This window comes from Dehalococcoidia bacterium (assembly GCA_035528575.1).
Taxonomy (GTDB): Bacteria; Chloroflexota; Dehalococcoidia; order E44-bin15; family E44-bin15; genus DATKYK01.
Map to the genome: position 1 here is coordinate 53369 of DATKYK010000030.1, position 19631 is coordinate 72999.

The window sequence follows — 19631 nt, forward strand, 5'->3', positions numbered from 1 at the left end:
TCTACTATTATATCAAAAGCCCCTCCCCTTTGACATCCTGGAAAGAAAATGATAGGATTTATAAGCAGTTACGTGGACGTTGTATATAGTATATATAAATGAAGGCAACTCTAGGGGGGTGGCAAGGAATTTACTCGTGGTGTGGGAGGAGCGTGATTCAGGAGGTATCGGTTGGCAGTTTCAAGTGTAAAGAGAAAAGAGATCACTAAAGAGGGCGAAAGGGTTTACGCCATCGTTCAGACGGGGGGAAAGCAGTATAGGGTCTCATCCGGGGAGACCATCGATGTGATGCACCTTCCCGCAGTGGAGGGGAGCACAGTAGAGCTGGATCAAGTATTGCTGGTCGCCGATGGTGAGAGCGTTAGAGTGGGCACGCCTACCGTTGAGGGGGCGAAAGTTCTCGCTGAGGTAATTGGCGAGGGCAAGGGGAAGAAGGTCATCGTCTTCAAATACAAACCAAAGGTGCGATACCGCAGACTGAAGGGTCATCGACAGCTTTATACCAGGCTTGCTATAAAAGAGATTGTATGCTAGTATGTGGCCTGTCCAAAAGTATATGATCGCTGTCTTCAGGAGATAGAATAGAGGGAAGTGGAAATGAGGGCTGGTTGCATTGGTTTTATTTGGGACGTTGCAGCATATGTAGCTAGTGCTATTGCCGTATCCACTTTCATGTGCCATTTTTGGTGGCCGGATGTGTTTACCGGACATGTGCTCTGGGGCGTATCTGGGGGCTTTGCAATATTCTCCATCTATGGTGGGATAATCAGAAGGGCCGATATTCAGGAGGAAGGTGTAAAAAGGGGGATGGCAACCGCCGCGGCAGTCATCGGATGCCTGGTGCTGCTGGGGTTAACCGTGAGCGCAGCATGGCTTATAATACCATTATCCTTATATTCCTGATCCCTATAGCCTTGCCATTAGTAATTTAGAAATCAGCCTAGATCCTGAATAGCATTTATATACAAAGAAGAAGGAGAGTTACTAGGTGGCGCATAAAAAGGGCGGTGGCAGTACCAGGCTGGGACGTGACAGCAAGCCAAAGCGGCTTGGGGTCAAGCGATACGGTGGCGAGCAGGTACGCGCCGGCACCATTATCGTTCGCCAGAGGGGAACGCGCATTCTCCTGGGGGAAAACGTTGGTCTGGGGCGGGATCACACCATATTTGCGCTCATCGATGGCTACGTCAAGTTCGGACCAGCGTCTAAATATAGAAAGAAGGTAAGCGTTTACCGCTGATGAAGAAGGGTATACATCCTGAGTATATGGAAGCGCAGGTCACCTGCTCCTGTGGCAATAGCTTCACTATTGGTTCGACCAGGCCGGTGCTCAAGGTGGAGCTTTGCAGCAAGTGTCACCCTTTCTTCACCGGAGAGCGGCGAATCGTAGACACCGCAAAGCGGGTGGAGAAGTTCAAGAGACGATACAAGATGGAGTAGAGCTATCCTATCTACTCCTCTTTCTCCTTCAACCGTCGAAAGAAGCAACTCCTGTTCCCGGTGTGGCATACCGGTCCGGTGGCCTCAACCTGAATGAGCAAGGCATCATCATCGCAGTCCCTAAGGATAGCGCCAACACTGAGGTAGCTTCCTGATGTTTCACCCTTGTGCCATAGTTCCTGGCGACTTCGACTGTAGAACCATACCTGACCAGTATCAAGCGTTCTTCTGAGTGACTCCTGGTTCATGTATCCCAACATCAGTACGTCCCCATTTTTCGCGTCCTGGATAATAGCTGGTATTAGTCCCTTTTCATCAAACTTCAGCATAGCCCCTCCTAAAATTTACCACGTAGGCAAAGAAATTACCGTATTCCTGAAAGGGCTCGAATCCTGCTTGGCGAGCCCAAGCAATAGTGGTCCTCCTAAGTGGGTAATCGGGGTCGAGGAGGTACTCCGAGATGGAAAGCACCCCACCGGGACGAATCACGCGATACAACTCCTGCAATGCCCGATCTTTATCGGGTATCTCACCCAGAACAGTGACCAGGTAGGCGAGGTTTAAACTGCCATCCTTAAACGGAAGACACTCCCCATTCCCCAACATTAATGCGACGTTTTCCAGATCATATCTTGTGACCTTGTTCTTAGCTCTGGCAATCATCGCCGGCTCGATATCCACGCAATAAAGCATTCCCGGGCTTTCCGAATAACCCACTCGCCGCGCCGCCTCTATGGTGAAAAAGCCGGGGCCGGGACCTAGTTCCAGGACTCTCATCCCTGCCGTGATTCCTACTTTGTCCAGCAATTTCGCTGGGCTGAAAAGACGCCTGCGCACCGGGCTTTCCAGAATCAACGCCAGCAACGTTACCGAGCGACGCGATGCTGGAGCAAGACGGAATTTGCGAACAATACGGAACACCACAAGCCATAGGAAGAGGACCGTGCCGATTAAACCCAGAATAACGATTAGCGTCGGATGCACCAGATGCTCCTATGCCGTAATATTGCCCACTGCCTTCTTCAGGTCAATATCGCCGGTATAGAGGGCGCGGCCTACTATCGCCCCCTCCACGCCAATGTCAATTAGCCTCTTCAGATGCCCCAGCGATGAAATGCCACCGGCAATTATGATGGGCAGGCTGGTTTTATCCACCAGTTCAGTTACGGCGTCAAAATTCGGTTCTGTGAGCGTGCCGTCGCGGGCGATGTCGGTATATATTAAGCGTTTCACCCCGAGGGACTGCATCTTATCCACTAATTCGATAGCGGTTACCTTAGTTCTCTCCTGCCAGCCACGGATTGCCACATAGCCATCACGGGCATCGATGCTGACAATTATGCGGTCTACGAACCTGCGGCAGGCCTCTTGAATCAAGGCATGGTCCTCTATTGCTGCTGTGCCCAGTATAGCGCGTGCCGCCCCGAGTTCCAGCGCCTGAGCTATCGACTCGATTCGGCGAATGCCACCTCCTAGCTGAAGGGGGATGTGGATTGCTTGTGCCATATCTGTGATAAGGGAGGCATGGCAGAGCTCGCCCCTGGCTGCACCATCGAGGTCAACTATATGAAGCCGCTTTGCCCCCAGCGATTGCCAGTGCAGGGCAATCTGCAGGGGCTCTTCAGAGAAGATAGTTTCCTGGCTGTAGTCTCCTTGATACAGGCGAACACACTTTCCACCCTTAAGGTCGATAGCAGGAATAATCTCCATTATCAGCCCTCTATTTTAGCTACGGGCAATCTGTTACTCTCGGTTCGTATTTTTTCAATAATACTAGTGGCCCTTTTTTCTCAATCGCCTTTTATAATCTTTTTAAGTAAATTGTAAATTAGTGAGTTATCAATAAAACCTTGCCTGACCTAAGATAGATTCCACTCAGTCTTTGGTAGTGAGCGGTTATCCGGATGGGCCGAGGCCGGGCAATACAATCGTAATGCTCGCCTTGTATTACCTGACTGCAGATGTATCAATTACACAGATTGCTAAGCTATGGATTCTTTTCCGTGGGTAGTTGCAAACCCCTGATGGCAGTAATATTCCTTAGAATCTCAGAGGTGCCGCCCTGGATGGTATAGCCCGGGGAGAACAGATAGGACTCGGCGGCGCTCTCACGAAATGCGGGTGGAATCCACTTCGAGCCCTGTCGCAATTGTCCATAGAGGCCAGGTAGCTGTGTTGCCACATGGGCCATGTACTGCTCGAACGATGTACAGAAGGCCTTAGCCAGCGCCGCTTCAGTGGTGGGGGGGCGACCCTGGTCGAGCACCCAGGCTACTCGATAGGTGAGCAGGCGTCCCACCTCGTACCTGACGGTAAGGTCTGCCAGCCTACTGCGTACTGTTGGTTGCTCTGCAAGGGGTTTGCCGCCCTGATTGGTTTGCTTGGCGTACTCGATGAGATCTTGATATAGCGGGTAATTGGTCATTAACCGCTCAACGCCGCTTCTTTCATAATCGAGCTGCTCAGCGATCTGGTACCAGCCACGGTTAATCTCTCCAACCAGGCTTGACCTGGGCACACGTACATTATCGAGAAAGACCTCATTATAGTGGTGTCCCCCGGTCATATCGATCAGGGGGCGAACCTCGATTCCCGAAAGGTGCATGTCCACGATAAACTCACTTATACCCCTGTGCCTGGGTGCATCGGGGTCTGTACGTGCTATCAGGTAGAGGTAGTCGATATGGTGCGCCCCGCTGGTCCATACCTTCTGTCCATTCAGGATGTAGGAGTCGCCATCCTCGGTGGCTTTGGTGCGAAGGGAGGCGAGATCGCATCCAGCCTCCGGTTCGCTCATTCCAATGCCAAATACAAGCTCACCTCTCGCGATGCGAGGCAGGAAGTACTCCTTCTGTTCATCGCTGCCATAGCGGATTATCGAGGGTCCCATCTGGCGGTCGGCAAACCAGTGGGCGGCTGCCGGCGCTCCATAGCGGACGATCTCCTCGGTGAGCACCATACGGTCCATGTAACTCTTCCCCTGACCGTACCACTCTCTGGGCCAGCACAGTCCGATCCATCCTCTCTGCCCTATCTTGCGGGAGAACTCTGGAGAATAACCACCCATCCAAGCATCGCAATGAACCTCGAAGCTTCCGTTCTTAAGCTCCTCTTCCAGGAACTGGCGGATCTCCTGCCTAAGCTTCTCCTGTTCTTCAGTGAAACGAAATTCCATTTACAATCACCTCATCTTACCATGTGGGATGCTATTCGAGTTCTATCATGACATCCCCTTTTTTTATACCCTGTCCTATCTCCACCTTGATATCGCTGACCTTGCTGTTCTGCGGGGATTTCACCGGCATCTGCATCTTCATGGCCTCAATAATAAGTAGCTCCTGGCCTTCTGTTACCTCCTCCCCCACCTTCACCTTGATATCAGTCACTTTTCCTGGCATTGGTGATACTATAGTAGTCATATTTTTAACCCTCACAGATTGATGTTTGAGTATTTCCTCCAAGGCCTGACAACGTTTTTATTCTCCGTCATGTCCAGTGCCCGGTTAATGTATTTCCTGGTCTCGCTGGGCATAATCACATCATCGATAAATCCCCTTTCCGCTGCGCAATAGGGGTTTTCAAAGAGATCCCTATACTCAGCTATCCTCTGGGCTTTAATCGCCTTGGGGTCCTCTGCCTCCTTTATTTCCCTGGCGAAGATAATGCTGGCGGCGGTCTCGGCGCCAACGATACAAATTTTGGCTATAGGCCAGGCGAACATGAAATCAGCCCCGGTATCCTTGCAGCACATTCCAGTGTAGGCCCCAGCGAAGGATTTACGTATGACCACAGTAATCTTGGGCACTGTAGCGTCGATATAGGAGTAAATCATCTTGGCACCGTGTCGTAAAATGCCCTTCCACTCTTCGGCTGACCCTATCCAGTAACCGGGGACATCATGGAGGGTTACCAGGGGTATGTTGAACAGGTCGCAGAACCTGACGAACCGGGCGACCTTGTCGGCGGCATCACAGTCCAGGGCGCCTGCGGCACACATCGGCTGGCTGGCCACGATCCCGGTGGGTCGCCCACCGAACCTGGCAAAACCGATAAGCACGTTCTGGGCAAAGTCCTTCAGTAGCTCAAAGAAGTGGCCATTATCGATGATTCTCATAATTACGTCGTGCATGTCATAGGCGATGTAGGGCTCTTCAGGAACCAGATTGTCCAGTTCTGAGTCTATCCTCTCCGGGTCATCACCTGTATCCTGATAGGTTGACTTCCTCTCGTCCTTATTATTGTTGGCGGGTAAAAAGCTCAACAGTTCCTTGGCCTTATCCAGGCAATCCTTGTCGTCCTCAACCACCAGGTGCGTCTCCCCCGATTTAACGGCGTGAGCCTCCACGCCGCAAAGGGTATCAATGTCGATATCTTCACCCGTCTGCGTTTTTACGAAGGCGGGACCAGCGATACCCATGCGGCCAGTCTCCCTGCATTGAAACACGAAATCCTGCATAACCGGGTGATAGGCTTGCCCTCCCAGGCAAGGACCCATGAGCAGTGCTATCTGGGGTATAATGCCTGAGGCCAGTACCTGGGATGTGAATAGCCATGCATAGCACTGCAAGGTATCCATTCCCTCTTGAAGCCTTGCACCCCCGGAGTCGTTCATGCCTACAAATGGTATCCCCATGTCTTTGGCCAGGTCGATGGCTTGCGAGAACTTTTTACCATGATATTCGCCAAAGGTACCTGCCATTGTGGTATAGTCCTCAGCAGCGACCATAACCAACCTGCCGTTTACCTTTCCGAATCCGGTGATTACCCCTTCGGCAGGTATTTCCCTTTTATCCATACCAAAAGCTGTGGTGCGATGCTTGACGAATAGGCCTATCTCAGTGAAGGTGCCGGGATCGAAGAAGTACTCTATCCTCTCCCTAGCAGTCCAGCTTCCCCTTTTATGCTGTTGTGCCACAGCTTTGGGGCCGCCCATTTGCTTTACCTTCTCGCGCTTCTGCTTGTATTCATCCAGCATCCATTGTCCTCCTGTTTCCCCCTACACGCACTCTTTTCCTATCTATCTAAGTAATTGTTGGTGTGATCTATGGCTATAGAATCTTGGAGATAATCCCAGTAACCACATTCACTCGGGCATTATACCATGAGCAGGTACAAATTTCCACATAGCAACGTAAAAAGGGCAGCCATCATATAGGCGGTCTCCCTTTTCTTCATGACAAAAGTACAATTATCTGCTATCGTAAGGCATCGTTATGTTAACATAGGCATTAAACATATTAACCGAATAGTGTGCCAGTATGGAACTTGTATTCCACCCTTGTCAATAATATCCAGGCTCTTCAGTTGCGCCATCGTTGCGAGGAGCGTGAGCAATGTAGCATTTCCAAAAGTATAACCGGTTGCTTGTCTTCGTTCGTATTGATAACAGGACTTCTGCTGCTTATAATAGAATAGTTTGGCGAGACCGCCTTCCGCGAGCTTTGAGAAAATATGGGCTATAACATGCTCACAGCATAACAGGTTGCAGATCTGTTTCTAAACAAAGAGGTGACCTTCAATCTGCTCGATGCCTGGTATGAGAAGTTGTTCTCATTAACGGCTTCCGTTTTATGGTGTACTTCCTGAAGCTGAGCAAAAGGAGCCATTAAGCTGGATCTAGCTGGAACTCGCTAATACTTTCTATTGACCGATTACGTGAGTGAATAAATGCGATAGCATTTTCTCCAACCTGTAAAAAGAGCAATTTGCAGGCGGGAACCTGCAAATTGCTCTTAAGTAGCGTATAGCCAAGGGTGAACTTATATTAGTCTCTAAACTACATTATGTTGGTAATATATCATAGATTAATATATTTGTCAAGTCTTTTGCTGCTTATTGGATAATATTATTATTAATTGGCTGGAGGTGATTTATTCGATTAGAGTAGACGCATAGTATTTATCGCCGGCAATAGGTTGGTGGGGTGGGTAAAAACAAGATGCCAGCCTTGTAAAATTGTCGCTGCTTTAGTAATATATGGTTGACTGAAATATAGAATAACCAAAGAAAATAATTAGATGCCTGCAAGAAATTCGGAGATAGACACCTGTAGGGTGATAAATGCGGACGGGCTTAATGGGCTCCCATGACCGATAGACAACTCGCCACGGGGCTGGTGGAAGTATTCACCGGCAGCGGCAAGGGAAAGACCTCTGCGGCACTGGGGATGGTGCTACGTGCCCTGGGGCATGGGCTTAGAGTGCACGTCATTTTCTTTATGAAGGGCAATTATCCATATGGCGAGCGGAATATGTTGCCCCGATTACAAAATGTTAGCTTCCAGAGTTTTGGGCATGAGAACTTCGTCGATCCAAATAATGTTAAAAAGGAGGAAAGGGAACAGGCAAGTGAAGCGCTTCAGGCAGCTAGGGAATCGATAGCCAGTGGTAAGTTTGACCTCGTAGTGCTCGATGAGGTAAACGTCGCTGTCGCTTGGAAGCTCATCAATATTGAAGAGCTATTAGAGCTGATCCAGGAAAAGCCGCATAATGTTGAGCTTATCCTCACGGGTCGCTATGCCGATCAGAGGCTTATCGAAAAGGCCGATCTGGTTACCGAGATGGTGGAGGTCAAGCACCCCTATAAGAAGGGAATAAAAGCGAGAAAGGGGATCGAGTATTGAAAACAGTGATGAAAGGAGAAATAAGATGATTACCCTGAGTGTGATAAAGGCTGACATCGGCGGATATGTGGGGCATTCCAGCTCACATCCCTTGGTGTTGGAGAAGGCTGCTGAATGCATGGCGAAAGCAAAGCGTGACAAGCTGCTGGTGGATTTTCACGTTACCAGGTGTGGGGACGATCTGCAACTGATCATGACCCACCAGCGTGGAGTGGAGGACGAGGCTATTCACAAGCTCGCATGGGATACCCTCTTGGATTGCACCAAGGTAGCCAAGGAGCTGAAGCTTCATGGGGCGGGACAGGACCTCCTATCCGATGCCTTCTCGGGCAATGTCAAGGGGATGGGGCCCGGGGTCGCCGAGATGGAGTTTGAGGAGAGGGGATCGGAGCCGGTTCTCATCTTCATGGCCGACAAAACTTCGTCCGGGGCGTGGAACCTCCCCCTCTACAAGATGTTCGCCGATCCATTTAATACTATTGGTCTGGTTATTGCCGAGAACATGCACGGCGGCTTTCGCTTCGAGATTCACGATGTAAAGGAGCATAAAAAGATAACCCTCGACGCACCGGATGAGATCTACGACATGCTCCTCTTCATGGGGGCGCCGGGCCGCTATGCGGTGAAGGCAGTCTACCACCGCGGCTCCAACGAGATAGCTGCTGTTTCATCTACCGATAAGCTGAGCATGATGGCCGGTAGATATGTGGGCAAGGACGACCCGGTGTGCGTCGTCCGCTCCCAGGGGGAGTTCCCTGCGGTAGGTGAGGTGCTGGAGCCCTTTACCAATCCCTTCCTGGTGGAGGGATGGATGCGAGGCTCACATCACGGTCCGTTAATGCCAACTTCCATTGAGCAGTCAAACCCGTCCCGCTTCGATGGCCCGCCGCGGGTGGTCTGTGCTGGCTTCCAGCTCTCGGGTGGCAAGCTGGTGGGACCACGTGATATGTTCGACGACCCCAGCTTCGATAAGGCGAGGCGGGTTGCGAACGAGGTTGCCGATTATATGCGGAGCCATGGGCCATTTGAGCCTCACAGGTTACCCCTGGAGGAGATGGAATATACTACCATGCCACAGGTGGTGAGGAAGTTGGAGGGGAGATTCGTTGACCTTTGAGGGTGACAAGGCTTCTCTTGGCGACCAAAAATCCTGCTAAGGTGCGAGAGTACTCGCGATTGCTTCAGGGCATACCATATGAGATTGTCACCCTTTCTGAAGAGGGTATTTATCAGGTGGTTGACGAGACCGGGAAAACCCTGGAGGAGAATGCTTCACTTAAAGCTAAATCCTATGCATGTCAGAGCAATCTGCTAACCCTGGCCGACGACTCGGGACTGGAGGTGGATGCACTGGGTGGAGAGCCCGGTGCTCTATCTGCCCGCTTTGCCGGCGAAGGGGCATCGGATAACGAGAGAATCGACTATCTACTGGCAAAACTCACCGGCATCCCCTGGGAGGAAAGAACCGCTCGCTTCCGGTGCATGATAGCTATCGCCTCACCGCAAGGAGAAGTGGAGCTCTGCCAGGGAGAGTGCCGGGGCATCATAGCATTTGAACCGAAAGGTGAAAATGGCTTTGGCTATGACCCCATCTTCTATCTTGACCAACTGGAAAAGACCATGGCGGAGCTATCTATGGATGAAAAGAACGAGGTGAGCCACCGGGGGCAGGCAGTCAGGAAGGCATGCCGTGTACTGGAGCGGCGAATAGCATGAATAAAACCGTGACCGCTTGATTAAACATAGCGAATGCTAAGGAGGCTCCCAAGGGTTCAAAAAGGCGGATCAAGAGAAAACAACGTCATGAAGAGTACAAAAGGATGACTGGGCTTTCCGATTCTTTTCAGCGACCCATAAACTACCTAAGGATATCTGTCACCGACCGCTGCAATCTGCGCTGCATCTATTGTGTGCCCGCTGGAGGCATCCAGCACTTGCCCCGAAATGAGGTGCTGCGCTACGAAGAGATCCAGGCGGTGGCTCAAGCAGCAGCATCTCTGGGCATAAATAAACTGCGGCTTACCGGGGGTGAGCCTCTGGTAAGGGCAGAGTTGATCCGGCTGGTGCAAATGCTCTCCCATATCGCGGGCATTGATGATGTTGCACTAACCACCAATGGGGTGCTGCTCAGAAAACACGCCACCTCCCTCAGGGAGGCCGGGTTAAAGCGGGTCAATGTGAGCCTCGATACGCTTAAACGGGATAAATACAAACAAAATGCCCGTCGCGACCGGCTGGGCGATGTTCTCGATGGTATAACAGCGGCAAAAGAGGCAGGTCTTGAGCCGGTCAAGGTGAATATGGTGGTTATGCGGGGTATAAACGATGATGAGGTGCTGGATTTCGCTCGCCTCACCATTGAAGAAGGGTGGCACGTTCGCTTTATCGAGCTTATGCCTTTTGCCAATGGAGAAAGCCTCCAGTCTGTTCCAACGAAAGAGGTCATGCAGCGTCTGCGTTCTATAGGCAAACTTGAGCCTTGCATTTCCAGCCAGGGCAACGGTCCTGCCAAGTACTTCCGATTTCCAGGAGCGGAGGGTACAGTGGGCTTTATCAGTCCCATCAGCGAGCACTTCTGCTTCAACTGCAATCGCCTGCGTCTCACAGCAGATGGAAAGCTGCGACCCTGCCTCTTGAGCGATGAGGAGGTAGACATCAAAACTGCCTTACGCCGTAGAGCATCGCCGATGGAGATCAAGGGGTTGATTCAGCAGGCGGTGGCTAAAAAGCCGGAGCGCCATCATTTATCGGAGGGGTTGCAACCGACGGGGCGAGTGATGTGCCAGGTGGGAGGTTAGATGGAACCAGCAAGGATGGTGGATGTGAGCCAAAAGCCTCTCACTGAGAGGGAGGCGGTAGCCAAAGGTCTAGTGGTGATGAAGGCTGAAACGCTCTCCATGATAAAAAGCGGCGAGATGCCCAAGGGGGATGTCCTGGCCACAGCTCAGGTGGCCGGTATTATGGCAGCAAAGCAGACCTCACAGATCATCCCCATGTGCCACCCCTTAACGCTTGATGAAGTAAAGGTGGAATTCCAATTCGTGGAGGGGGGAGTGGAGATTGCCGCGACGGTTAGGTGTACCGGGAAAACGGGGGTGGAAATGGAAGCGCTCACCGCCGTAGCAGCGAGCGCTCTCACTATCTACGATATGTGCAAGATGGTTGAGCGAGAGATAAGGATCGATCAGATCCGCCTGTTCAGAAAGAGTGGCGGTAAGAGCGGCAATATCATCCTCAAGTAACCTAGCGATTTTTTGGAAACCCCAGTATCTATAGATTGGTTAAAAAGGGGCGGCAGCGTTATTTTCCCCCTTAACATATTTATACGCTAGTCAGTTTACAGTTCACCCATTCAAAGAACGGTGGTGCTATGCCCTTTTTGACCACACGAAGCTCTTTCTGGAGTTGAACCTGTATATTTACCGCTAATATTGGCAATCAGTTTGTGATATGTTACACTATCTCAGGTTAACCAGGAGGAGACTATGGCAACCAGGCAGATATTCTGGAACATCGGAGACTGGGGTTATATACTCTACGGACTGCTGCTACCATTAGCGATAATCCTTGCCTACGCGGTCTACCGTCGCTACCGCCTATGGCAGGTAGGGCAGCCGGATAACAGGCTCGATAATCTTCCGCAGCGGTTGTGGTCATTTGCTGTTACCGGCACCGTGGATGGCTTTATCCACCGGCGTTTTCTCAAAGAACCCTACCCCGGTTTGATTCATTTCCTCATATTTTGGGGATCAATCGTCTTTCTGTTGGGAGCATTCATCGATTTCGTAACACACTATGGGGTAAGCGGCGTGGTGAATGGCGAGCTGGTTCATGGCCTGTGGGGCACGCCCTATCTAGGTTTGTCCTTTGTGGTTGATGTCCTCGGCATCGGGGTACTCATCGGGGTGTTGTTTGCCACTTACCGCAGATATATTCAAAAACCGGATAGGCTTGATAATAAACCCGAAAATGCCATTGCCCTCATCCTTATCTTTGTCATCGTGATTACCGGCTTTATTATTGAGGGGTTGCGTATCGCCTACTTTACCAGCAACCCATCAGCATTCCACCAGATACTCCCGCTTGACTACGACACTGCGTGGGCAGTGTGGTCCCCCGGAGGATGGGTCTTCGGTCAGATATTTGCCGGCCTCTCCTCAGGGGCGCTGCTGCTAGCTCACAAAAGCCTGTGGTGGTTCCATACCGCCCTCGGCCTGGGGGTCATAGTCTATGTTGCCCTCACCTGGTCCTCACTATCGCACATCGTTGTCGGCCCCTTCAATGTGCTTTTCAGGTCATCTCGTCCCAAGGGAGCTCTGTCGCCCATGGATCTGGAGGAGGCCGAGACCTTCGGGGTCGACAAGATCAATGGGTTTACCTGGAAACAGATCTTCGACCTGGATGCCTGCACAAGATGTGGTCGCTGCCAGGATATTTGCCCAGCCTATCTCAGCGGGAAGGCACTTTCACCTAAAAAGCTTATCCAGGATCTAAAGCAGCACTGGCTTGAGGTGGCCACCGATATGGTGGTGGCAAATATAGCGGCTTCGAGTGGAAACGGTGTTGGAAATGGCAATGGGAAGTCACGTCCGTTGAAGAACAGGCTGTTACAGACCCTTGACCGCTGCACGTTCGTGGTGCTTCCTGAACTGCTGGCAAAGGTTGGCTTTGGGGGTAAGAGAGGGAACGGGAGCAGCAATAAGGACGAGATTTCAATGATCGGCGATGTAATAACCGCGGAAGTAATCTGGGATTGCACCACCTGCCGCGCCTGTCAGGAGGTGTGTCCTGTCTTTATAGAGCACATCGATAAGATCATCGATATGCGCCGCAACCTGGTGCTGGAGCAGGCGGAGATGCCGGAGACAGCAGAGATGGCGCTTAGGTGCATAGAGGAAAGGGGACATACCTGCAAGGGGACCACTGCCTGCAGAACTGACTGGTGTGGCGATGTCGAGGGCGCCAGGCTCCTCTCCGAGGATCAGAACGTGGAGGTCCTATACTTTGTCGGGTGCTCTGCTGCTCTCGAGGACCGGAATATGAAGGTGTCGGCCGCTTTGGGCAAGGTTCTCCAGGCGGCAGGGGTCAAGTTCGGCGTGCTCGGTGAGGAGGAGAGCTGCTGTGGTGAGCCAGCTCGACGAATGGGGAACGAGTACCTGTTCCAGATGCAAGCGACGAAAAACATCGAGACCTTTAAGCGATACGGCGTGAAGAAGATCGTGGTTAGTTGCCCCCACGGCTATAACACCCTGAAGAACGAATACCCCCAGTTTGGCGGCGAGTTTGAGGTAGTCCACCACTCACAGTTCATCGCCGAGCTAATTAAGCAAGGCCGACTTAAACTAAAGGATGGTATAACTGAGAAGATTACCTATCACGACGCATGTTACCTGGGACGACACAATGATGTTTACGAGGAGCCGAGGCAGGTGGTTAAAGCTATCCCCGGGGCGCAGTTCGAGGAGATGGCACGCCGTCGCAGTCGGAGCTTCTGCTGTGGCGCCGGTGGTGGGCATATGTGGATGGAGGAGACTGTAGGCACCAGGATCAGCGAGATGCGCACCGATCAGGCGCTCGCCACCGGGGCTAGCATCCTGGCTACTGTCTGCCCCTTCTGCCTCCAGATGTTCGAGGATGCAATCAAAGCGAAGGAAGCCGAGGAATCCATACGTGCGATGGACATCGCAGAATTGGTGGCAGCAGCGATAGAGGAACGGGAACCCGCTATAGCGAAGGCGGTTGAAGAGAAGCCTGCCGAAGCTGGCAGCGGGGTAACTGAAGAAAAGCCACAGGATACCAGTGGTGACGCCATTGAATAATAGCGTCAACGATCTGGAAGTTGCTTGTATCTTGTAAATAGCGCTTTTTTGCCAAGTAAAAGGTTGCTAGAGGACGACTGTCTGCCCTGGCTCTAGGACGACGATCTCAACACCTGGTGCTTCATTCTTTGCTAACGCAACGAATCTATCGGCGCTCTGTTCCAAGACCGGGAATGTTCTATAGTGCATGGGGATCGCCTTTTTGGGATTGAGTAGTGTGAGCGCCCTGGCTGCCTGAATCGGGTCCATAGTGAAGGCATTACCGATGGGTAGTAATGCCAGGTCTATCGGGTATAACTCACCGAGTATCTTCATGGTAGAAAAGATGCCGGTATCACCGGCGTGGTAGATGGTATAACCGTCCTCCAATTTTATGATGAAGCCGGTGTTGCTCGCCGTTTGCGAGGAATGGAAGGCCTGGGTCATAGTTATGGTGATGCCATCGATCACCGCGGTGGCACCAATGTTCATCCCCATTCCGAAGTTGACCACATTGTCTGCCGAGAGCCCCAACTCAGATATCATCCTTCCTGCTGTTTCCGGTTGAGCTATGAGTGTTCCCCCGGTCTTCTTGACAATTTCTACCGCGTTTCCCAGGTGGTCAAAGTGATCATGGGTGACCAGAACCATGTCTGCCGCTTTAATATCGTCAAGTCTGATGGGGCATAGAGGATTTTCTGTAATGAATGGGTCGATATAAATAATCTTGTCCCGAACTGAGGTAACCACAAAATTGGCATGTCCGAGCCATTGGATAGATCTAGCCATTTTCACCACTCCATATTACCGCTCAAAATTATGAGGCAACCCGGCTAGGGCTACCCGTACTGCTCGCGGAGGGTCCGCTTCAAGATCTTTCCCGTGCTGGTGCGGGGCAGCATATCGACAAAGACCACAGAGCGTGGTCTCTTGAAGCTGGCTAGCCGCTCGCGGCAGAACTCCATGAGTTCCTCAGCGGTTGCAGTTTCCCCCTTCTTAAGTGCCACGATTGCCTTGGGCTCCTGGCCCCATTCCGGGTCGGGAACCCCGATCACTGCCACCTCCTCAACTGCGGGGTGAGCATAGAGCGCATTCTCCACCTCTTCCGGTGATATATTCTCCCCGCCCCTGATAATCATGTCATCGCCGCGACCGACAAGGAACAGGTAACCGTCCTCATCCATATAGCCCATGTCTCCGGTGCGCAGCCAGCCATCTTTGGTCATGGTTTTAGCCGTTTTATCGGCATCCTTCCAGTATCCACTCATCAACCTGGGCCCTCGAGCCACAATCTCGCCAATCTCCACGGTAGGCAGGTCATTGCCCTCCTCATCGATGATCTTCATCTCCACATCATGCATCGGTCTGCCAATAGAGGAGGTAAGCCTCCTCAGCTTCTTGTCCTTCTCCTCCTCCGTTCCCTCTATGATATGGTCTTCCGGCCCCAACGTGGTAATTGTAGAGGCAGTCTCTGTCTGCCCGAACGCATTGATGAAGTTTGCCCCGGGGAAAAGATCGATGGCCTTCTTGATTACCTCCAAAGGCATCGGGGCTGCCCCATAGGTAATCACCCTCAGGCTAGAGAGGTCGTACTTAGCGAAATCGGGATGGTCGATAACCCGCTTTAACATGGTTGGTACCAACATGGCGCGGTTGGCCTTCTCCTGCTGCACTGTCTCCAGCCACTCATCAACCTCAAACTGTCTCATCATCGCTAGGCAGCGACCCCCATAGGTAGCTGCCAGCATCGCCTGTATTCCGGCCACATGATAGAGGGGCATGGTAAGGAGATTGGTCTCCTCAATCTCCAGGTCTACCGGATTTACATTCTCCAGCATGTAGACGCTGAAGCTATTGTGGGGAAGGGGCACCCCTTTGGGCAGTCCGGTTGTACCTGCAGTATACATCAGAATCGTTATGTCTTCGTCGCCGATCTCGGCAAAGAATTCCTCAGCCGAGGCAGCGGCGAGTAGCTCCTCGTAATCGAGCACGCCCTCATGCTTGCCTTCGATAGAGATGTAATGCTGCACCAGTGGCAACTCCGGGCGCATTTCGTTTACCATCTCGACATAGCGCTCGCCTATCAGTAGAACGCTCGCCTCCGCGTGGTTGATCATGTAAATGAGCTCATTCTTCTTTGCCCTGAAGTTCAGAGGAACGAATATGGCCCCGGTCTTAGCCACCCCATAGTAGGCTTCTACATATTGATTACAGTTGACCTGAAGGATGGCGACACGATCGCCCTTCTTTACCCCCAAACTGTCTAAGGCATTGGCCAGCCGGTTAGCCCGTTCACTTAACGCATTGAAGGTGAGTCGCTTTCCTTCGAAGACTATAGCTGTCCGGTCGGGGCAGATGGCCGAGGTTATACTAAGAAATTCCGTTGTATTCAACGTTCCCTCCTTTCAAACTTTCAAAAGGCTTGAAGATTTATTTCACGCACAGATTGTCTAGTCAGTGTTATTGAGCCAGCCTGCTTATCACCTCCTCAACAATCCTTGGCAGTATCTTCCCTACAGGTTTATTTATGAGAACAGTAGCATGTTCATCCATAGAGGCGGTGCCGACATTTATTATTACCAGCTTTGACCCAGCCTCTATGGCATAGATGGGCATGTAGGCAGCGGGATATACCATCAGGGAAGAACCTAGTAGCATAAAAAGATCGCAATTACGGGAGTGTTGCTCCGCCTCACTGGTATCTTTAGTCAGTGGTGTCTCCCCAAAGGAGACCGTTGCTGACTTTATCATTCCGCCACACTCAATACAAGTAGGCTCCTCATCGCCGTCCCCTAGTCTCTTGGCAATCTCCTTTACCGGATACCGTCTTGCGCAGTTAACGCACTTCAGCCATCTGAGGGAGCCATGAAGCTCGATGACCTTATCCTCTGGTACCCCTGCCTTTTGATGCAACCCATCCACGTTCTGAGTGATCACGCAATCAAGCTTACCCGTTTTGTAGAGCTCAGCGATTGCGTGGTGAACAGGGTTCGGCTGTGCCTGTTCTATCATGCGAAACATGTTCCAAGTTTGCCAGCTTCTTCTTCTAGTCGAGGGATTTCCAATAAAGGTAGGAAAATCAGATTGGCTGGAATGAGTAGTAGGGGGGACTCTTGGGCTCGTGGCGTCTCGCGTGCTGGATTCTGTGTTCACTCCTGTCCCTGTGAACATAACAATCTTCTGGGCATTGACGACCAGCTCTACTGCTTCCTCGATAAGTCCCTGTATTTCCGTCTTCACCAATGCGTCTTCCTATCACCAGGTTTAAATAGCAGAACCTTTTACCAAATAGGTGGACTCTTAATTCGCCAAGGCTTTGGTAATCTCAGCAAGCCTTCTTTCCAGTACCAGTCCCTCCTTCAGGGTTAGATCGAGTCCTCTCGTGACTGCCTCCTTGGCATGTCTTACGGCAATAGGGCTATGGGATAGAATCTTTTTTGCTATCCTATCGGCGGAAAGATAGAGCTCCTCCCTGCTCACTACCATGTTTACCAGTCCGATACGAAGAGCCTCCTGAGCATCGATGCGATCGCCGGCAAGGAGTATTTGGAGAGCCTTCCCCTTCCCGATTGCGCGGGGCAATGTCTGTGTGCCTCCCGCCGCAGGTATCATGCCCAGGGAGACCTCAGGGAGTCCAAACACGGTTTCCTCGGATGCGATCCTGATATCGCAAAGTAGGGCAATCTCCACGCCAGAGCCGAGGACATAGCCATGGACCGCAGCGATGAGGGGCTGTTTCAGGCTGGTAAAAAGACCCCAGATATCGCGCTCCCATCTTACCTGGCGGGCGATGATCGGCGACGGGGCGGTGCCAAACTCGGTGAGATCAGCGCCCACGCAGAAGGCTCGTTCCCCAGCCCCCTTGAAAATGGCGATGAGCACACCGGGATCGTCCCTGATGGCAGTGAGAACCTGATAAAGCTCATCGCGCATCTTAAGGTTAAAGCGGTTTAGAACCTCAGGGCGATTAAGTGTGACATATGCGATGTCATCCCACTTTTCATAGACAATGGTTTCAAAGCCGTTCACGCAATTATTTTACCACAATACCTATTAAAAAATCAGGGGCTGATGAGTCATCTATATTTTATATCGTGTGCTTTCCCCAAACTGGTGGTTGTTCCTTGGCGTATCAATGGGGATACTAAATGGCACGGGTATTCAATATTTTCAATGGCATAGGAATTCATAGGATAGCTGGGGTGGGGGAGAAAGCGAAAGGTGGCGCTCTAAAAAGGGTAAGCCTCAAAGCAATGTGCATGAAGCCTATCTTGAGATTAATATTTCATACACCTTTAAAATGCGGCGGCCTCTTCTCCTTAAAAGCCCTGATCCCCTCCATCCGGTCACTGGTGGTTTGAATCAGGAAATAGAGGTCGGCTTCGAGCCGTAATCCCTGCTCCAGGGTGAGATCCAGCCCCTTGTGTACCGCTTCCCTGGCATATCTCAAGGCGATGGGACCATGGGAGATTATCCTCCCTACAAACTCCTCCGCTTCCTGAAGGAGCTTCTCCGCAGAGACTACCTTGCTAACCAAACCGATGCGAAAGGCCTCCTGGGCATCGATGGGTTCCGCGGTGAGGACTATCTCCAGCGCCTTTCCCTTGCCTACCAGGCGAGGCAACCGTTGTGTCCCACCGCCACCGGGGATAAGACCATGAGCAGCGTGGGGAAGGCAAAAACTGGCCCTCTCTGAGGCGATCCTAATATCGCAGGCAAGTGCCAACTCAAACCCCTCGCCTAGGGCAGCGCCGTCGATGGCAGCGATTGTCACTCGCTCCAGGCTGGCGATGTCTCCGGGGGTATCGCATCCTGCAGACCATTCCTTGGGCTCTTTGCCTGAGCAGAAAGAGCCTCCCGCGCCTTTGAGGACCACTACGCTGATCTCCTCATCCTGATTAATGGTCTGGCAGGCATCGGCTAGTTCCCTTACCATCTGGGTATTTATCGCGTTACCCACCTGAGGACGATTGAGGGTGATATAGCAAACCTGTCCCTTCTTCTCATGGATAATCGTCTTATAATGCATGATAAACCCCAGTAAACAAGAAGGCTCCAACAGATGATAACCAAGTGCGAGGGTGGTGTCAAGGCGGATTGATATTGACCTTTTCCCCGGGGTATGCTATATTACGTAAAACTAAATAATGAAACCAGAGGTGCCCGAGCGCGAGCGAGGGCTTAATTGGAACGCAAGTCGGTGAGAATCCGGCGCAGTACCGCCTACTGTAACCCTGAATAAGTTCGGGGGAGTCAGAACACCAACCTCTGGATTTCCAGCAGCCTCCGCGGAGAAAAGGGGGTGGGAAGCATGCTCAGATAGCTTGAGGTTCCCCTCGTTCTGCAGAGCGAGGGGATTTTTGTTGCTACGCCATGATGAAAGGAGTTGTCAATGAAAAGGTTGTCTTTGGTCTTGCTTTTTGCGACCTTTGCGCTTGCTTTAGCGATAGCCTGCACCCCTCCACCTCCCGGCCCGGGGACAATAACCGACGATCTGGGAAGGACAGTTAATATCGAGCAGGTCCCGCAGCGGATCGTCTCCCTGGCACCGAACATCACCGAGATCCTGTTTGCCCTGGGCCTTGGTGATAAGGTGGTGGGCGTGACCGAGCACTGCGACTATCCCGAAGAGGCTGTGAGCAAGCCCAAGGTGGGCGGCTATTTTAGCACCAACCTGGAGGCGATCATTGCCCAGGACCCCGATATTGTGTTCTCCGATGGACACGACCCCGTGTGTGAGCAGCTCGAGGGGCTGGGGGTAACAATGGTGG

At 51.8% G+C, this 19631-nt stretch carries 21 protein-coding genes, 1 pseudogene and 1 riboswitch; of the genes and pseudogenes, 11 read left to right on the forward strand and 11 right to left on the reverse strand.

Features of this window, described 5'->3' with window-relative positions; all coding sequences use genetic code 11:
- The first annotated feature begins 171 nt into the window (after positions 1-171).
- From rplU to rpmE, 4 genes are all read left to right on the forward strand, one after another.
- Positions 172-534, forward strand: a complete 363-nt coding sequence (gene rplU, locus VMX96_07270; protein HUU63697.1) for a 50S ribosomal protein L21 — start codon at positions 172-174, stop codon at positions 532-534.
- 57 nt (positions 535-591) lie between these two features.
- Entirely contained in the window at positions 592-903 is a 312-nt protein-coding gene (locus VMX96_07275; protein HUU63698.1) for a hypothetical protein, read from the forward strand.
- Positions 904-988: 85 nt separating this feature from the next.
- Positions 989-1240: a 50S ribosomal protein L27 gene (gene rpmA, locus VMX96_07280; protein HUU63699.1), complete on the forward strand. Its 252-nt coding sequence runs from the start codon at positions 989-991 to the stop codon at positions 1238-1240.
- Positions 1240-1440, forward strand: coding sequence for a 50S ribosomal protein L31 (gene rpmE, locus VMX96_07285; protein ID HUU63700.1), 201 nt, complete (start codon positions 1240-1242; stop codon positions 1438-1440). Before rpmA ends, rpmE begins: the two co-directional genes overlap by 1 nt.
- A gap of 29 nt (positions 1441-1469) precedes the next feature.
- Here the strand turns inward: rpmE and hisI are convergent.
- The 6 genes and pseudogenes from hisI to VMX96_07315 all read right to left on the reverse strand — a co-directional run bounded on the left by hisI (position 1470) and on the right by VMX96_07315 (position 6415).
- Positions 1470-1769: pseudogene (gene hisI, locus VMX96_07290) on the reverse strand (phosphoribosyl-AMP cyclohydrolase).
- Positions 1756-2424, reverse strand: a complete 669-nt coding sequence (locus VMX96_07295; GenBank protein ID HUU63701.1) for a methyltransferase domain-containing protein — start codon at positions 2422-2424, stop codon at positions 1756-1758. Before VMX96_07295 ends, hisI begins: the two are co-directional and overlap by 14 nt.
- Positions 2425-2433: 9 nt before the next feature.
- Positions 2434-3150 carry a 1-(5-phosphoribosyl)-5-[(5-phosphoribosylamino)methylideneamino]imidazole-4-carboxamide isomerase gene (gene hisA, locus VMX96_07300; GenBank protein HUU63702.1) on the reverse strand — a complete coding sequence of 239 codons (717 nt, stop codon included), beginning with the start codon at positions 3148-3150 and terminating at the stop codon, positions 2434-2436.
- Positions 3151-3427: 277 nt separating this feature from the next.
- On the reverse strand, positions 3428-4615 hold the full coding sequence (locus tag VMX96_07305) for an acyl-CoA dehydrogenase family protein (protein ID HUU63703.1): 1188 nt from the start codon (positions 4613-4615) through the stop codon (positions 3428-3430).
- Positions 4616-4646: 31 nt separating this feature from the next.
- The gene (locus VMX96_07310; GenBank protein HUU63704.1) at positions 4647-4859 is read right to left on the reverse strand and encodes an acetyl-CoA carboxylase biotin carboxyl carrier protein subunit; all 213 of its coding nucleotides are present in this window, start codon (positions 4857-4859) and stop codon (positions 4647-4649) included.
- 11 nt (positions 4860-4870) lie between these two features.
- A complete protein-coding gene (locus VMX96_07315) occupies positions 4871-6415 on the reverse strand; it encodes an acyl-CoA carboxylase subunit beta (protein ID HUU63705.1) in 1545 nt (514 codons plus the stop codon).
- A gap of 1110 nt (positions 6416-7525) precedes the next feature.
- Here VMX96_07315 and cobO point away from each other — a divergent pair.
- The 6 genes from cobO to VMX96_07345 all read left to right on the forward strand — a co-directional run bounded on the left by cobO (position 7526) and on the right by VMX96_07345 (position 13881).
- Positions 7526-8062: a cob(I)yrinic acid a,c-diamide adenosyltransferase gene (cobO, locus tag VMX96_07320; protein ID HUU63706.1), complete on the forward strand. Its 537-nt coding sequence runs from the start codon at positions 7526-7528 to the stop codon at positions 8060-8062.
- 25 nt (positions 8063-8087) lie between these two features.
- Complete coding sequence (fbp, locus tag VMX96_07325; GenBank protein ID HUU63707.1) at positions 8088-9179, forward strand: fructose-1,6-bisphosphate aldolase/phosphatase; 1092 nt, start codon at positions 8088-8090, stop codon at positions 9177-9179.
- A 17-nt stretch (positions 9180-9196) separates the two neighbouring features.
- Positions 9197-9778 carry an XTP/dITP diphosphatase gene (locus tag VMX96_07330; GenBank protein ID HUU63708.1) on the forward strand — a complete coding sequence of 194 codons (582 nt, stop codon included), beginning with the start codon at positions 9197-9199 and terminating at the stop codon, positions 9776-9778.
- Between the two features lie 104 nt (positions 9779-9882).
- Positions 9883-10860, forward strand: coding sequence for a GTP 3',8-cyclase MoaA (moaA, locus tag VMX96_07335; protein ID HUU63709.1), 978 nt, complete (start codon positions 9883-9885; stop codon positions 10858-10860).
- Positions 10861-11304, forward strand: coding sequence for a cyclic pyranopterin monophosphate synthase MoaC (moaC, locus tag VMX96_07340; protein HUU63710.1), 444 nt, complete (start codon positions 10861-10863; stop codon positions 11302-11304).
- A gap of 243 nt (positions 11305-11547) precedes the next feature.
- Entirely contained in the window at positions 11548-13881 is a 2334-nt protein-coding gene (locus VMX96_07345) for a heterodisulfide reductase-related iron-sulfur binding cluster (GenBank protein ID HUU63711.1), read from the forward strand.
- 66 nt (positions 13882-13947) lie between these two features.
- Here the strand turns inward: VMX96_07345 and VMX96_07350 are convergent, their stop codons facing one another.
- The 5 genes from VMX96_07350 to VMX96_07370 form a co-directional block, all read right to left on the reverse strand.
- Positions 13948-14649: a metal-dependent hydrolase gene (locus tag VMX96_07350; protein ID HUU63712.1), complete on the reverse strand. Its 702-nt coding sequence runs from the start codon at positions 14647-14649 to the stop codon at positions 13948-13950.
- A 50-nt stretch (positions 14650-14699) separates the two neighbouring features.
- Positions 14700-16253, reverse strand: coding sequence for a long-chain-fatty-acid--CoA ligase (locus VMX96_07355; protein ID HUU63713.1), 1554 nt, complete (start codon positions 16251-16253; stop codon positions 14700-14702).
- 67 nt (positions 16254-16320) lie between these two features.
- The gene (locus VMX96_07360) at positions 16321-17100 is read right to left on the reverse strand and encodes a Sir2 family NAD-dependent protein deacetylase (GenBank protein HUU63714.1); all 780 of its coding nucleotides are present in this window, start codon (positions 17098-17100) and stop codon (positions 16321-16323) included.
- Between the two features lie 60 nt (positions 17101-17160).
- Complete coding sequence (locus VMX96_07365; protein ID HUU63715.1) at positions 17161-17889, reverse strand: enoyl-CoA hydratase-related protein; 729 nt, start codon at positions 17887-17889, stop codon at positions 17161-17163.
- Positions 17890-18145: 256 nt separating this feature from the next.
- A complete protein-coding gene (locus tag VMX96_07370) occupies positions 18146-18889 on the reverse strand; it encodes an enoyl-CoA hydratase-related protein (protein HUU63716.1) in 744 nt (247 codons plus the stop codon).
- A gap of 111 nt (positions 18890-19000) precedes the next feature.
- A riboswitch (cobalamin riboswitch) is annotated at positions 19001-19145 on the forward strand.
- 107 nt (positions 19146-19252) lie between these two features.
- On the opposite strand from VMX96_07370, the gene VMX96_07375 reads away from it, so the two are divergent.
- The coding region (locus VMX96_07375; protein HUU63717.1) for an ABC transporter substrate-binding protein at positions 19253-19631 on the forward strand (379 nt) is incomplete at its 3' end.